General features: G+C 36.1%; 16 protein-coding genes. 3 read left to right on the top strand and 13 right to left on the bottom strand.

All coding sequences use genetic code 11. From position 1 onward, the window contains the following. Positions 1 to 3 precede the first annotated feature (3 nt). From MYP_RS11350 to MYP_RS11320, 7 genes are all read right to left on the bottom strand, one after another. The gene (locus MYP_RS11350; RefSeq protein WP_231570035.1) at positions 4 to 2,070 is read right to left on the bottom strand and encodes a thioredoxin domain-containing protein; all 2,067 of its coding nucleotides are present in this window, start codon (positions 2,068 to 2,070) and stop codon (positions 4 to 6) included. 25 nt (positions 2,071 to 2,095) lie between these two features. Continuing rightward, on the bottom strand, positions 2,096 to 3,070 hold the full coding sequence (locus MYP_RS11345) for a GSCFA domain-containing protein (protein WP_045463184.1): 975 nt from the start codon (positions 3,068 to 3,070) through the stop codon (positions 2,096 to 2,098). 67 nt (positions 3,071 to 3,137) lie between these two features. After that, positions 3,138 to 3,581 carry a 50S ribosomal protein L9 gene (gene rplI, locus MYP_RS11340; protein ID WP_045463181.1) on the bottom strand — a complete coding sequence of 148 codons (444 nt, stop codon included), beginning with the start codon at positions 3,579 to 3,581 and terminating at the stop codon, positions 3,138 to 3,140. Between the two features lie 12 nt (positions 3,582 to 3,593). Further along, positions 3,594 to 3,845 carry a 30S ribosomal protein S18 gene (gene rpsR, locus MYP_RS11335; RefSeq protein ID WP_028979359.1) on the bottom strand — a complete coding sequence of 84 codons (252 nt, stop codon included), beginning with the start codon at positions 3,843 to 3,845 and terminating at the stop codon, positions 3,594 to 3,596. After that, positions 3,845 to 4,213 carry a 30S ribosomal protein S6 gene (gene rpsF / locus MYP_RS11330; RefSeq protein ID WP_028979360.1) on the bottom strand — a complete coding sequence of 123 codons (369 nt, stop codon included), beginning with the start codon at positions 4,211 to 4,213 and terminating at the stop codon, positions 3,845 to 3,847. The genes rpsR and rpsF overlap by 1 nt, the downstream gene beginning before the upstream one ends. Before the next feature lie 224 nt (positions 4,214 to 4,437). Next, complete coding sequence (locus MYP_RS11325) at positions 4,438 to 6,768, bottom strand: T9SS type A sorting domain-containing protein (RefSeq protein WP_045463177.1); 2,331 nt, start codon at positions 6,766 to 6,768, stop codon at positions 4,438 to 4,440. A gap of 129 nt (positions 6,769 to 6,897) precedes the next feature. Next, a complete protein-coding gene (locus MYP_RS11320) occupies positions 6,898 to 7,839 on the bottom strand; it encodes a hypothetical protein (protein WP_045463175.1) in 942 nt (313 codons plus the stop codon). 108 nt (positions 7,840 to 7,947) lie between these two features. On the opposite strand from MYP_RS11320, the gene MYP_RS11315 reads away from it, so the two are divergent. Together MYP_RS11315 and kdsA are read left to right on the top strand one after the other, a co-directional pair. Continuing rightward, positions 7,948 to 8,535, top strand: a complete 588-nt coding sequence (locus MYP_RS11315) for a methyltransferase domain-containing protein (protein WP_045463172.1) — start codon at positions 7,948 to 7,950, stop codon at positions 8,533 to 8,535. Between the two features lie 8 nt (positions 8,536 to 8,543). Continuing rightward, positions 8,544 to 9,356 carry a 3-deoxy-8-phosphooctulonate synthase gene (kdsA, locus tag MYP_RS11310; protein WP_045463169.1) on the top strand — a complete coding sequence of 271 codons (813 nt, stop codon included), beginning with the start codon at positions 8,544 to 8,546 and terminating at the stop codon, positions 9,354 to 9,356. Between the two features lie 57 nt (positions 9,357 to 9,413). Here kdsA and MYP_RS11305 read toward each other — a convergent pair whose 3' ends face one another. Both MYP_RS11305 and apaG read right to left on the bottom strand, forming a co-directional pair. Then, positions 9,414 to 10,202, bottom strand: coding sequence for an O-methyltransferase (locus tag MYP_RS11305; RefSeq protein WP_052430111.1), 789 nt, complete (start codon positions 10,200 to 10,202; stop codon positions 9,414 to 9,416). Positions 10,203 to 10,224: 22 nt separating this feature from the next. Beyond that, positions 10,225 to 10,611, bottom strand: coding sequence for a Co2+/Mg2+ efflux protein ApaG (gene apaG / locus MYP_RS11300; RefSeq protein WP_045463165.1), 387 nt, complete (start codon positions 10,609 to 10,611; stop codon positions 10,225 to 10,227). A 211-nt stretch (positions 10,612 to 10,822) separates the two neighbouring features. Here apaG and ung point away from each other — a divergent pair, with 211 nt between their 5' ends. Continuing rightward, entirely contained in the window at positions 10,823 to 11,485 is a 663-nt protein-coding gene (ung, locus tag MYP_RS11295) for a uracil-DNA glycosylase (protein ID WP_045463162.1), read from the top strand. Between the two features lie 349 nt (positions 11,486 to 11,834). Here the strand turns inward: ung and lepB are convergent, their stop codons facing one another. From lepB to MYP_RS11275, 4 genes are read right to left on the bottom strand one after another with little or no spacing between them, the layout of a single operon-like run. Beyond that, entirely contained in the window at positions 11,835 to 12,923 is a 1,089-nt protein-coding gene (gene lepB, locus MYP_RS11290; protein ID WP_045463159.1) for a signal peptidase I, read from the bottom strand. A gap of 36 nt (positions 12,924 to 12,959) precedes the next feature. Continuing rightward, the gene (gene dapB, locus MYP_RS11285) at positions 12,960 to 13,682 is read right to left on the bottom strand and encodes a 4-hydroxy-tetrahydrodipicolinate reductase (RefSeq protein WP_045463156.1); all 723 of its coding nucleotides are present in this window, start codon (positions 13,680 to 13,682) and stop codon (positions 12,960 to 12,962) included. Next, entirely contained in the window at positions 13,683 to 14,276 is a 594-nt protein-coding gene (locus MYP_RS11280; RefSeq protein ID WP_052430110.1) for a DUF5683 domain-containing protein, read from the bottom strand. A 2-nt stretch (positions 14,277 to 14,278) separates the two neighbouring features. Then, entirely contained in the window at positions 14,279 to 15,211 is a 933-nt protein-coding gene (locus MYP_RS11275; RefSeq protein WP_045463153.1) for a ParB/RepB/Spo0J family partition protein, read from the bottom strand. Positions 15,212 to 15,216: the final 5 nt, after the last annotated feature.

The raw sequence follows: 15,216 nt of genomic DNA, 5'->3' as shown, positions 1-15,216 counted from the left end.
AAATTAAATAGTTTTATTAATCTGTTTCCAGGCTTCATCAACGCTCATGACCGGCCATTGACAGGAATTATTGTAGCATACGAAAATCCTTGTCTGATCTTTAGTAGCAGGACGATCAATCAGTAGGGGGAACTCACTTCTTGAGGCTGTGCCGGCAAGGATTTTATTAGGATAAAATGTCTTGTCAATTTCTTTTCTTATGTTCAGGTATTCCCTTCCTGAAATGGCAATCTCGGCAGTGGGCTCTATCAGAGAAGTCACAAGGCTGGCCCAATTGGAAACCCATGAAGGATCTGTTGTAATGAGTTTTTTCATATTGGAAGCCATGTTTTTTGCAAGATTACTAAAATCAGATCTTTCGAATAAGATACCAAGTTTATAAAGGTTTTGGGCCATCACAGAATTAGAGGCAGGAATCACGTTGTCAAAAAATTCTTTTTTTCTGGCTATTAGTTTCTCTGCATTATCAGAGGTGAAATAGAAAAGGTTTTCTACTTCATCGTAAAAATACATCACCACATGCTCTGTCAATTCCTTTGATAATGTGAGCCATTGTTCATCAAATGTAGCCTGATAAAGAGAAATAAAAGCATCTATAACCCAGGCGTAGTCTTCCAGAAAGCCTTCCTGACTTGCTTTCCCGTCTTTGTAGTTTCTGAAAAGTACTTTATTGTTGATCAGTTTATTTTTAATAAAAGAAGCGTTGAAAAGAGCGAGCTCAAGATATTCAGCTTTATCAAAAGTTCTGTAAGCTTCTGTTAATCCTTTTAGCATGATTCCATTCCAGCCAGCAAGGATCTTATCATCCAGGCCAGGGGAGGGTCTTTTACTTCTGGCTTGAAGCAAAATCTTTTTCCAGTTTGCGATTTTTAATTTCAGTTCATTCAGTGGAGTCTCAGAATAATTGGCAATCATTTCATCTGTTACCGCTCTGAATAGTATATTTTGGCCATGTTCCCAGTTTCCATTTTCACTGATGTTATAGTAGGATTTGAATAAAAGAATATCATCATGTATTAGTTTTTCAACTTCCTCCAAAGTCCATGTATAAAATTTCCCTTCCTCCCCTTCACTGTCTGCATCTAAGGCAGAGTAAAATCCACCCTCAGGAGATGTCATTTCTCTCCTAAGCCATTCAAAGGTTTCATTGACTATTGCTTTATAAGTTGTGTTTTTTGTTAATGTATATGCTTCAGAGTATAGGGCCATGAGCAATCCATTGTCATATAGCATTTTTTCAAAATGAGGAGCAAACCACTCCGCATCTGTGGAATACCTGGCAAAGCCGCCGCCTATCTGGTCATAGATGCCGCCTTTGGCCATTTCATCTAATGTCAGAACTAATTGTCTTAATGCAAGATCATCTTTAGTAAGATGATAGTACCTGAGCAAAAAGAAATACAAGGTTGGCATTGGGAATTTAGGCTCTTTGTCCATTCCTCCAAGGGTAGTATCAAACTGGGCTGACATGTTTTTGAAGCCAGTATTAAGGTCTTCTATGCTGAAATCAGTTTGAGTTTCTGTTAATCCATACTTTTGGAGTTCTGAAGTATTCAGAGCATTGGTAAAGGAATCTGCAGAATCTTCCAGAGCCTTTCTTTGATCCTGAAAAGCTTTTAAAACTTCTTTTAAAACATGCTTCCATTGTTCGCGGGGAAAATAAGTGCCACCGAAAAAGGGCTTGGCATCAGGAGTAAGGAAAACGTTCAGCGGCCAGCCCCCACCCAAATTCATCTGCTGGATTGCTTCCATATAGATATGATCCAGATCCGGCCTTTCTTCACGATCAACCTTGATGTTAATGAATCCGGAATTCATGATTTCAGCTACACCATCGTCTTCAAACGATTCTCTTTCCATCACATGGCACCAGTGGCATGATGAATATCCGATGCTGACTATTATAGGTTTATCTTCTTTTCTCGCCTGCTCCAGCGCTTCATTTCCCCAAGGCTGCCATTCTACAGGATTGTATGCATGTTGCTTCAGATAAGGACTGCTTTCCTTAAGCAATTTATTGGCTTTTTTGGATGTTGTATTTTCCTGCATATCCGTATGGCTTTTATTCATTAACAAAAATAAAAAGGAAAACGGGTCATAAAAGGTGTTTTTCCAAAGCTCTCATTTCAGCATCTACTGAAAAAAGGTTTTTAAATTTACTCAGTTTGTTGATTGTATCCCTGAGAAATTTTTGATGAGCAGCAGAAGAAGGATTAAATGCTTTGTGGTTCAGTGCTTTTTGAATCAGGCTCCATTCCAATAGAATGCTTCTTGTTTTTTCTGAAAAATAACACTCAGAAAATTTTTCCCAGATATAATTTTCAGCCATTGAAGTTGGGTGAATCAGATCATCTTTATAAAATCGATAATCCCTTAAATCATCCATCATTAGTTCATATGCAGGGAAGTAATACACATCTTTGAATTTTTCTGTAAGCTCATGCACTGCCACTCTTAAAATGGACTTGCTTACAGAATTTAAGGTAATGGTATCTTTTATATGTCTGACCGGACTTACCGTTAAAAGAATTTTGAGGTCCGGATTGAATTTCCTGAGTTGGGGATAGGCTTCAGAAAATGCTCTCACGATTTCCTCAGACTTCAGAAGGTATTTACTGAAATAGGAAGAAGGTTTCTTATGACAATTTGCTACAGCTTTGTTGTCGGGTAATAGTTTGTATATATAAGAAGTGCCTAAGGTAATAATGAGTAAATCAGCCTTTTTAAGAAAGCTATTCGTTTCATTAATTCTGGCTCTTATTTTATCCCAGAGTTCGTTTTTAGTAGGAGCAGAAAGGTCAGAATGGAAATCGTAGTTATACCATATGTCGTCTTGTTGGATAAAATAATCCTGACTAAGGTATTGATTGTCAATTGAGTTTTGGAGTAATGAAAAAAGTGAAAGCGGATTAAAAATGGTCCCGAAGGGATTGACAAGACTTTGGAATTTAGCGTCTTTTAGTTTATTTCCGATCACTTCAGCAAAGCAAGAGCCGGCTGTGAGTATGGTTGATTGATGGGAGAGTGTGAATCCCTGATTTTCTATTGTTAATTCAGTTCTTAGATTCATAGTTGTATAAAAATAAAAAATCCCGGATAAGCACTACCCGGGATTTTAAAATATTCTAAGTAAGTGCTTAACCAGCAACAACTTTGAATTTTACTTCGTGTTTTACTTCTTTGTGAAGGTCAAGGATTGCAGAATACTCTCCAACTTCTTTAACTTCAGATTTGAAGGTGATTTTCTTTCTGTCAACATTGAAACCTTTGTCTTTCAAAGCATCAGAAACCTGAAGAACTGTAACAGCTCCGAAGATTTTTCCGCTTTCACCTACTTTTGCAGGGATAGTAAGAACCAAAGCACCGATTTTTTCAGAAAGAGCGATAGCGTCTTTTTTAATTTTCTCAGCTTTGTGAGCAGCTTGTTTCAGGTTTTCCTGAAGCATTTTTTTGTTGCTTTCGCTAGCAATTACAGCAAGTCCTTTTGGGATAAGGAAATTTCTGCCGTGACCAGGTCTAACCTTTACAAGGTCGTTTTTGTAACCTAATCCTTTTATATCTTCTTTTAATATTACTTCCATGGATCCAAGAGATTATTTTAGTGAATCAGTTACATAAGGTAGTAAAGCAAGGTGTCTTGCTCTTTTTACCGCCTGAGAAACTTTTCTTTGAAATTTAAGACTAGTACCTGTTAACCTTCTTGGTAAAATTTTACCTTGTTCGTTTACAAATTTCAGAAGGAAGTTAGCATCTTTATAATCAATGTATTTGATGCCTAGTTTTTTGAATCTGCAGTACTTTTTGCGATTCTCAACTCTGTTTACGGGTTCGTTTACTAGTGTCATTATGCTTTTTCCTCCTGTTTTTCAGCTGATTTCTTAAATTCACCTTTTCTTCTCTTGTTGTTGTAAGCAACAGCGTGTTTGTCAAGAGATACAGTCAAGAATCTCATCACTCTCTCATCACGTTTGTACTCAATCTCCAAAGTGTTGATTGTAGTAGGCTTCGCGTTGAATTCGATAAGCGTGTAGAAACCTGTTGTTTTGTGGTTAATAGGGTAAGCTAGCTTTTTCAGACCCCAGTTCTCCTCGTTAATGATTTGAGCACCCTGATCTTTCAGAACTTGCTTAAATTTTTCTACGGTATCCTTCATCTGAGCTTCAGACAAAACGGGAGTTAAAATGAATACCGTCTCGTAGTTATTTAATTCCATAATTACTTTTATGTAAAATGATAATTTTTAAGACCGCAAATATACTGAGAATTACCGGAAAACAAAAAAATCTTTGGAAGAGGTTTATTTATAGAAATTATTTTTATTGTAAGTTTTTAAAATCTAGCACTTTGTCAGATTGTGAAACAAGAAAACCCGAACGATTAACTCGTCAGGGTTTCTTATACTTTCAGCTTTAAGCCTTTCGCTTCCCGCTCAAAAACCTATTTCACCAGAAAACTTCCCTTCCCAATTTCCTGATTCTCTGTGTATATTTGATAGAAATAAATTCCCGGCCTCAAGTCACTTCTGTGGATTGAAACTTCATCACCAGAGCCATCTTTTTCAAGAAGTTTAATTCCTTTTGAATCATAGACAGCTGTTTTGAATGCATTCAAAGTAGGAGCAATTCTTATGACAGAAGATTCTGTGATTGGGTTGGGGAACAGAATGATGGAATGAATAGAAGAAACCTTTTGAGTTCCTGTTGTGATGGATTCTTTATATGTTTCAGTTTCCTCTTCAGAACTGATAAGAGTGGTGGCTCTGTTGGTGATAACAGGTTCATTGTAGTCAAAATAAATGGCCGCTCCATTGGATACGATAGTTTTATCTTCTAGTCCGTCTTTCAGGTCGATGGAGAAAGAAATGAAGCCTTGACTTAGTTCTTCACTTTGGCTTTGATAGGGGAGATTGATGTTTTCAAAAAGCCATTCGATAATTAATGGATCAGAACTGATGATTTTAGTTGAAGAGCCATGACTTGTCTGTATAGAACGAATGGAATGAATGTCTAAAGAAGATGAAAGTGTGTCAACAACCCTGACGGTACGGGCCTCTCCGTTGCCTGTATTCTGGAATCTTATAAGATAGTTGAGCTCTTTATTTCCGTCAAAATAATCTTCAAAGTTAATTAATGAAGGAAAGACTTGTTTATCATTAGGATCAAAAGAGCCGGTAACAGAGAATCTGATTATGACTGTATCTTTACAAAACTTAGGTTTGATGCAATTGGTCGTTGTGCTCACTATTGATCTTATGTTTGCCACATCATTAAGCATTGCAATGCAAGAGATAGAATCTATTAATTTTATAGTTTTGATTTTCCCAGTCTCAATTTTTCCGACATTGAATTGAATAAACTTATCACTTTTTAAAAAGGGAAAGTTAGCCTCCTTTATGAAATAAAAGGATGGAGCCTCTACTGAAACGGTTACATTTTCAGCATCGGCAAACCCATAATTGGCTATTGTGATAGTAGATGCCCCGGTGAAGCACCTTGTTCTGTTGGATATGGAATAATTGATCTTCAGATCCGGATTCAATTCTTGTTTAATAAAGAAATCATTACCAGTAGAATCTTTCTGTTTCTGATTAAAAAGTACCGTCCTGAAAGGATAACATGATGATGATTGATTCCCGATCTTGCTGTTTATTATAGGAATTATTTTGTATGAAATACCAGTATCCACAGCTATGGAATAATTGCCGGATTCGTCTGTAATGGCATAAAGATTCTCTGGTTCGGTTTTTACTAACATGCCAGACATGTTTTTTGGTTCATTGCCATCTAATGAACAATTGTTATTGATGTCTTTGCTAATTTTTCCTTTTATATAATTGGAGTATATTTTCCCGTTTTTATCTCCTCGAATTAATATTGTTTTGTTGCCATCAACAAATGTGGTACAGGCAGCAATAAACCCTTGGTCAGGAAGTGCACGTACGGATAAGATTCTACTGGAAGGAATATCTAAACTCCATAGTTCTCTGCAATTTAAATCGTATTTGGTAAGATTTGCTGGAGAGTTATTATCAGAAGCCAGGAAAAAACCATCTTTTGTTTGCTCTATACAAGAGATGTATGATTTTTTGATAACGTTGGATCCAAGTGTGTCTCCGGCTTCACTGATTATGAAAATTTTTCCATTATTGCCAGTGGCAATTAGGTTCCCGTCTGAAGTTTGTGATTTAGCAAAAAGTGATGTCTTATATTTTTTTGTATAAATAGTATCTCCTAATTCGTTTAATTTTGAAAAAACTATTTTATCACCTTCCTGTCCGACTATTTTATATTCATTATTGTCAGAAAGATTAATGGATGCAACAGTAAATGGATAATTTTTTGTCCATAATTCTTTTCCTGTAGGACTATATTTTATAATCCGTTTCCCATTACTAGCAAGGAGATTTTTTTGAAGATCCTCAAGCATGAGAGTTGTATAAGAATTTGCTTCCCAAATGGTATTGCCGTCTGAATCCAGTTTCAGTAATTTACTTATTGGATAATCTCCGGCGTAATATGCACCATTATACGAGGATTGAACATCCATTAAAAACGAATATTCATTTTCTGATCGAAAATTAATTGGTTTTGAAGTTAATATATTGCCTTGTTGATCTATTTTTAAAAATGTATATCCTAAAGTTGTTAAAATATTACCGTTTTGATCAATTCCAATATCATAGAAAGCCTCTTTATAATACTTCATAAACCCTTGCCCATTCACCCAACAAGGAATAAAAATCAATAAAAATAGTATTGCTCTTTTCATATAAAAATTAAAATTATTTTTGCTATATACGAAGTTAAGGGAAATAAGCTTAGCTAAAAAAGAAAAACCCCGACGATCATCTCGTCAGGGTTTCTTTATACTTTAAGCTTTTAACTTTTAACTTTTAACTTATTTCACTAAGAAGCTTCCTTCTCCAATCTTATGTCCTTCTGTATAAACTTCAACATTGTGTTTTCCCGGCTTGTAAGCGCTACCTTTAACATAGGTGAAAACAACCTGAGGTTTTCTGTTGTCAAACAATACATCTTGTTTTAAGGTGTAGAAAATTTCTTTGCCTTCAAACTGGAAGCTTCCTCCGCCTGTCCCTACATCAAACAATGCACTTCCGTCCGGCTCAATTACTCTCAGGATAATTTCTTTTCCTTCTTGTTTCGCTACTTTGTTTTCGCCCAGGTAGAAAGAGATTTTTAATTTGTCAATGTTCTTAGCTTTAAATTCTCCACCATCTTTAACTTTACCTTTAGCTGTGATAGCATCTATCTGGAAACTTTCTGCTTTTAATACACTGGCGATTGCCACTTTTTCAGCAAGTTCGTTTTGGGTAACTTTAAGTTTATTGATAGTGTCGAGGTTAGCAACAACTTTAGTCTGATAATCTTTAATGCTGGAATCAGCTGCAGCCAGCTGGGCTTTAAGCCTGTCAACTTCAGCAGATGCTTCGCGCGCAATCTGATTTGCCTTATCTATTTCTTTCTTAATTCTGATGTATTTGCTGTAGTTTGCAGCACTTTCATTTTTCAGTTTTTCACTTTCAATTTCCAGGTTTCTTATTTGTTCTCCAAGTGCCGCAGTATCTCCACCTAGTCTTTCGATTTCCAGTTTCTTTAATTTCAGATCATCAATTGCTTTAGTCAGCTCTGAAGTAGTGCTGTCAATTTTTGCATTTGCTTCAACAATTTGTTGGTCCTTTACTGCAATATCGTTGCTTTTGTTGATATTAAGGAAAAGTTGTACGGCATTGATAGCCAATAAGATAATGATGAAAGCAATGATCAAGCCTTTTTTGCTTCCGCTTTTTTGCGTTTCTTTTGGTTCGTTAACTTCGGCCATGATTGTTGGTTAATGGGTGTCTTTTTGTTGAAATTTACGGTGTAAAATTAATTATATATTCAATTTTATCAATTTTTTTTTAAAAAAGGGCGTTAATTACAGCTAGATATGAATATAAATAAAGAATTTTGGGATCAAAGGTATGTCTCCAACGACACTGGTTGGGACGCCTCTTATATAACTACTCCGATTAAGGATTATTTTGATCAACTTGACGATAAAGACAAGAATCTCCGCATTTTAGTTCCCGGATGTGGAAACGCACATGAAGCGGAGTATGTTTTCCGTTCCGGGTTTAAAAATGTATTTGTAGCTGATATTTCTGCTTTTCCTCTCGAAAATTTCAAAAAAAGAGTTCCGGATTTTCCAGCTGAACAGCTCTTGCATGTGGATTTTTTTCTTTTAAAAGATTCATTTGATATTATAATCGAGCAAACTTTCTTTTGTGCTCTGGATCCAAAGCTAAGACCTCAATATGCAGCTAAAATGGCAGAGCTACTTAAAAAGGGAGGTAGACTTGTGGGTGTTCTCTTTAATGATCCCTTAAATAATGATAAACCTCCTTTTGGCGGTACGAAAGAGGAATATATTTCTTATTTTCGTCCTTATTTTGAAATAAAATATTTCGACAATTGTCATAATTCAATTCCACCGCGTGCAGGAAGGGAGTTGTTTATTTACCTGATAAAAAAATAAAGTTTATAATGATCAAATCCTTTTTACCGGAGATCAAACATACTGATTCCGGAAACTTCTTTCTGATTGCTGGTCCTTGTGTGGTAGAAAGCAGAGAAAATGTCTTCGAGGTAGCTGAAAAAGTTATTGCTATTACCGAAAAACTTAAAATACCATATATCTTTAAAAGCTCATTTAAAAAAGCAAATCGAACAAAAGGTGGTTCTTTTATGGGCATAGGGGATGAGAAGGCATTGGAAATTCTGGCTGAGGTAAAAGCTAAATTTGGCGTGCCTGTAGTTACGGATATTCATGAAAGCCAGGATGCTGCTTTTGCTGCACGTTATGTAGACATTCTGCAGATTCCGGCCTTCCTTTGTCGACAAACTGACCTGCTGGTTGCTGCTGCTAATACAGGAAAAGTTGTGAATGTAAAGAAAGGACAGTTCCTTTCCGGAGAAGCTATGAAATTTGCAGTTGACAAAATTGTTGATGCTGGCAATAAAAAGGTTATGCTGACCGACAGAGGTAATTCATTCGGTTATACTGATCTGGTTGTAGATTACAGAAATATTCCTGCGATGAAAGAGACAGGCGTTCCGGTAATTATGGATTGCACACATTCTCTTCAGCAGCCTAATCAGGCTTCAGGAGTTTCAGGAGGAAAGCCAGAGTTGATAGAAACAATAGCAAAAGCAGCTATAGCAGTAGGAGCAGACGGTTTATTTATTGAAACTCATCCGAATCCAAGTATAGCAAAATCCGATGGTGCTAATATGCTTAAGCTGGATTATCTGGAAGATCTTATGGTTAAGCTGGTAAGATTGAGACAAGCGTTGTAGAAGTTATAAGTTGTAAGTGATAAGTTTTAAGTCGAGAAATTACTTATAACTTATTACTTACAACTTTAGAATAAAGTGCTGTTTCGGTTGCTCTCTTCTGAAGAATACCAGGCCAACTTCAAAGAGATCAATAGTTACAACCGTTCTGTTATCTTCTATTATTTCCTTCCAGGCTTTTTCCATTCCTGGCGACCAGTGGATGTCATCAAAAATGAAAAGTGTGTCGTTATGAATTTTTTTGATGCACCATTCGAAATACCTTTTGGTAGCCTCATAGGTGTGATTGGCATCAAAATAAGCAAGGTCTATTTGTGTAATTTTTTCTATTTGTGCTGGCAAGGTGTTGTCAATGTTTCCCTCTATTGTAAGAACATTATCCGCTTGGGCAGTTTTGAATAATTTTTTTGCATATTCAACTGTATCATGGCATCCTTCAAAAGAGTATACAATACTTTGCTGAGACGCTTTAGATAAATACAAAGTGGTTAATCCGACAGAAGTACCAAGATCTATCAGGATAGAAGGATGAAAATGATTTGTTAGCCTGAAAAGTAACTCGGAAATTTTAGTGCTTTTGCCTGAATTTTTCACAATATCACTGACCAACCGTTCTTTGCTCTGATTTACTTTAGAGCCAGCTCCCAGATCATTTATTTTAAGGACTGTTTGGTCTGATAATAGATTGTGTCGGATTTTATTCAGATCTTCAAAAGCATAATAGTGCTTTTTCTTTATGATAATTTCCCTGTAAAGGTTAAAGACAAAAGGACTGTGAATTGAATGTTCGTCTTTGGAAGAAAAAAAGTATTTTATATAACTAATTATAAAAAAGAAAAAACGCTTCACACAAAAAGAACTCTATTATAAATTAATTTAGTTTATAAGGTACAACCATTACAAATTGTGGAATGACAGCTTTGAATTGCTTTCCATCTACAATCCTTTCCATCAGATAAGAACCTTTCATCTTTCCCAATTCTGTTTTGAGGTTGCAACCAGAAACATATTCATGAGCCTGACCTGGTTCTATGATTGGTTGTTGCCCAACAACGCCTTCACCCTCTACTTCTCTGATAATGCCATTTGCATCATAGATATACCAGTGCCTTTTTAGCAATTGCACGGTGTAATTGCTGAAATTTTCAATTCTGATTTTATAAGTAAAAACAAAATGAGATTGAGAAGGGCTGGAATACTCAGGCTGGTAAGAAGTAACCACGCTGACTTTAAGACCATCTGTGATTTCTGTTACCATATTTTTCTGAGTTTTTGAAGTTTTGACACTTAACTCTAAAGTTAAAGAGAAGTTTGTTTAATTCAATGATTTTGTTTGAAAATCTTTTAGGCATTGAAAGCTACATCGAAGGCTACCATTCATCGTGAGGCTATTTCTTATAAAATTAATTAAGTACAATTTGTCTATTGAATAATCTGATTTTAAATTGGGACAGCAAAATTTTAGTTAAATGGATGTTAAAATAGAATCTTCCTGGAAGGAGAGGGTTTATAAGGAGTTTGAAAAACCATATTTTCAGAATCTGGTAAACTTTTTAAAGCAGGAAAGGCAAAATCATACAATTTATCCTCCCGGAAATCAGATTTTTAATGCATTTGAATGGTGTGTTTTTGATAATGTAGAAGTTGTAATTATCGGACAAGACCCTTATCATGGGCCTGGACAGGCAAATGGATTGTGTTTTTCGGTTGCAGACCATGTTCCTCTTCCGCCCTCATTAAAAAATATTTTTAAGGAAATTAACAGAGATCTTGGAAGGCCGATGCCAAAATCAGGAAATCTTGAGAGATGGGCAAAACAGGGCGTCTTATTATTAAATGCTACTCTTACAGTTCGCGCTAATACGGCAGGTTCTCATCAGAAAAAAGGCTGGGAAGAGTTCACTGATGAAGTCATCAGGATTTTGTCAGCTGAAAAAGAGCATCTGGTTTTTATACTTTGGGGAGCTTATGCCCAGAAAAAAGGAAGTGTAATTGACCGTTCAAAGCACCTCGTATTGGAATCAGCACACCCTTCACCATTTTCAGCCGAAAGAGGATTCTTTGGGAATAATCATTTTAGCAAAACAAATGAATATTTGAGGGAAATGGGAAAGCGGGAAATTGACTGGTAGCTTTAAGTTGAAAGTAGTAAGTTTTAAGTTTTAAGTTTTAAGTTGAAAGTTTTAAGTTGAAAGTTGGAAATTGGAGAGGAAAGTAAACAACTATAAGAACTCTAAAAAGTTAAATTTATTCTCAAAAGTAAAAGTCTGAAACACACAGAGCCCCGGAGTGGGGATTTTGTCAGCATAAGGTGTTAGCCCTATGTTTCAGTGAAAAGAAATAATATTATGCATACCCTTACAGAGACGCCATGCTGGCGTCTTTATATCCAATATCATTGCATTTTATTTTTTTGACCAAGAATGAATTATTAAAAAAGCATAAAAAAAATCCCGGATTTTAATGTCCGGGATTTTTTTATTATCTAATAATATTGAAGAATCTGTTCCAGCGTATTTTATCAATAATGCCGCCGTTCTGATCAAGTGAAAGCCAGATAAACAAGGCTTTTCCAACTATGTGATCTGCTGGCACAAAACCCCAGTACCTTGAATCCAGAGAGTTATGTCTGTTGTCTCCCATCATGAAGTAGTAATTCTGCTTGAAGGTATATTCTTTAGCTTCTTTACCATCGATAAACAGCTTGTCATCCTCTAGTCTTACATCATCAAGATTCTCATAATTTTGGATTGTGGTTCCATAGAGAATAATGTTTTCAGGAGTCAGCTGGATTGTTGCACCTTCTGCAGGTACCCAAAGTGGTCCGAAGTTGTCTTCGTTCCAGTTAAATTTTGAAGAATGAGGAAATATTCTCGGTTCGGGTTCTCCTGCTGGTCTAATAATTGGCTCAACACTTTTGATTCCCTGAAAACCTTTAAATATGTTTGCCTGTTCTTCAGTGGTAAAGATATAGAATCCATTTTGTACAGGCTGATATTCCGTTACTCCAAATTTCCTGAATTCTTTTGAAGAAAATACTTCAGGAGTTTGCATGAAATACCTGTACTGAGTTTTAGGAGGATCTGCTACTGGTTTACCATTAACAAAAACTTTTGCTTTTTTGAGAGTAATAGTATCTCCGCCAATAGCGATACACCTTTTTATATAATTGGTCTTCAGGTCTGTTGGATATTCTTCTTCCGGTGGATAGTTAAAAACTACTACATCATTGTTTTTCACCTTGCTGATACCTGGCAGTCTGTATTGAGGAAGTTGGATCCAATCAACATATGAAGGTATTTCCGTTCCCCAGATTTTCTGATGTGTCAACGGCATCTGTAAAGGAGTTTTAGGGGTTCTGGCTCCATAGTGAAATTTACTTACAAATAGGAAGTCTCCTACTAGTAATGATTTTTCCATGGACGGGGTTGGGATAGTAAAAGCTTCCATGAAAATCCATCTGATAAGGGTGGCTGCTACAACTGCAAATACAATTGCATCTACCCATTCTCTGGATTTGGATTTCTTTTTTTGTGGTTCTTTTTTCTTTTCCCAGAATTTTAAATTCATACCTTATATGATTTATAAAAAAATACTTATTTTCTCTTAGTAACTGATTTTTAGCATATCGTCCATGCCAAAGACACCTTTTTTACCTACCAGCCATTCAGCTGCTACTACAGCACCTTTGGCAAATCCTTCACGGGAATGTGCTGTATGTGTTATTTCAATAGTATCAACGGGTGAATTATAATAAACAGTATGTGTACCAGGTACAGCATCAAGTCTTTTTGATGTAATTCCTAACAGACTTTTTTCTTTGGTAGGTTGATTTACCCAGCTATTGATTTTCGGGGTTGCATCAATAATTCCTTCAGCTAAAGTAATGGCAGTTCCGCTTGGTGCATCCAGTTTTTGTTTGTGATGAATTTCTTCCATGCTCACTTCATATTCAGGAAAGGGATTCATGATTTTTGCAAGCAATTTGTTAAGATGGAAGAATAAATTTACTCCTACACTGAAATTGGATGCATAGAAGAAAGCACTGCCATTTTTTCTGCAAAGCTCTTCCAGCTCTTTTTTCTTTTCAAGCCAGCCTGTAGTTCCACAAACTACCGGTATACCTTGTTCTATACAGTATTTTACATTGTTGTATGCACTTTCCGGTTGAGTAAATTCTATTGCAACGTCAACCTGATCTTTAGTTATTGAAGTAAGCGAACTGTAATTCTCAAGATCGATTTTGAAAGGAGCAGTGTGGTTACGACTTATGGCAATTTGCTCAATGGTTTTTCCCATTTTGCCATAGCCCAAAAGTAAAATTCTCATTTATTTTATAGTAAAGTTTAATTTTATTCCTCCTGCAAATTGGGAATAATTATAAGAATATAAAAGCGGATGAACAGATAAAGAAATATCTTCATTAATGTCAAATTGCCTCAGATGAGCATCTACATATGCATCCACAATGTTTAATGCATACACAGCTGTAGAGATGATAATCGAAAACTCAAGATCTCTTCTGTACGAGTCTCTTGTTAACTTTAACTCATTATCACTGTAATCTTTAAATTCACCTGGCTGTTTTACACTTGGATCATTACTGATTCTGAAGCCAACGCGACTACTATAGGCATTATGGAACCTGGTGTACTCAAGTGAATTAAACCTTATCCAATAGGCAAGTGCAGCAGCTCCTGCATATATAATAGGAGGTTTCCAGTATCTGCGGTTGTAAAACTGTCCTGCTCCGGGTAGAACTGTGGAAAGCAAAGCAGCTCTTCCTGGACGGTAATTGTGTTTGGGTTTTGATTTTTTAACGGGTGCCTGAGAAAGGGTATCATTCTGGGCTGTGGCCCCCATTGCATTAATAAAAGTTATAACCGTTATTAATACAATGGGTCTTACCAGCTTTAATATCATATCTAAAAATTTAATATATCTAATATCCGGTTTAAATCATCCGCATTTACAAATGGGATCTTAATCTCGCCTTTGTTTTGTTTATCACAATTAATATTGATTTTTGTTCCGAAATGTGTAGACAATTTTGTCTGTATATGTACTATTTCAGGGTTGAAGTAAGTCTTCTTGTCTTCACCTTTCGATTCCGCAACTTTTGCTTGTGAAGAAGGCTGAGAAAGTGATCTTACCAGGTCTTCAGTTTTTCTAACCGATAATTCTTCATCCAGAATTTTCTTGAAGATACTCAATTGATCATCAATTCTTTCAATGGTAATCAAGGCTCTGGCATGCCCCATTGAAATTCTGTTATCTCTTACAGCAGCCTGAATGTCTGGCGGAAGTTTCAGAAGTCTTAAGTAATTGGTTACCGTAGTTCTGTTTTTCCCCACGCGGTCCCCTAATTCTTCCTGCTTCAGACTGCATTCAGAAATTAATCTCTGATAGCTCAGTGCAATTTCAAGCGCATTTAAGTTTTCTCTCTGAATGTTTTCAATAAGAGCCATTTCCAGCATTTGCTGGTCATTAGCGGTTCTTATATAAGCAGTAATTTTAGGAAGTTGAGCAAGTTTGGTAGCCTGAAGCCTTCTTTCTCCTGAAATCAATTGATATTTACCAGGTGAAAGTTGTCTAACGGTAATTGGCTGAATAATGCCCTGCACCTTTATAGATTCAGAAAGCTCCTGAAGGGCTTCCTGATCAAAATGAGTCCTTGGCTGATATGGGTTGACTTCAATACTGTCAACAGGTATTTCGTTAATTGCACTTTCTGGTGCTCTTTCAACTTCTACTTTTCTTTCGGGTTTTGCAGTATCGGAATCCTGAAGCAGGGCTCCTAAACCTCTTCCCAAAACACTTTTTTTTGCTGCAGGTATCTGCGATTTCTTATCGTTCATTGAAA

This window comes from Sporocytophaga myxococcoides (assembly GCF_000775915.1).
Taxonomy (GTDB): domain Bacteria; phylum Bacteroidota; class Bacteroidia; order Cytophagales; family Cytophagaceae; genus Sporocytophaga; species Sporocytophaga myxococcoides_A.
This window is presented reverse-complemented; position numbering and strand designations above follow the sequence as displayed.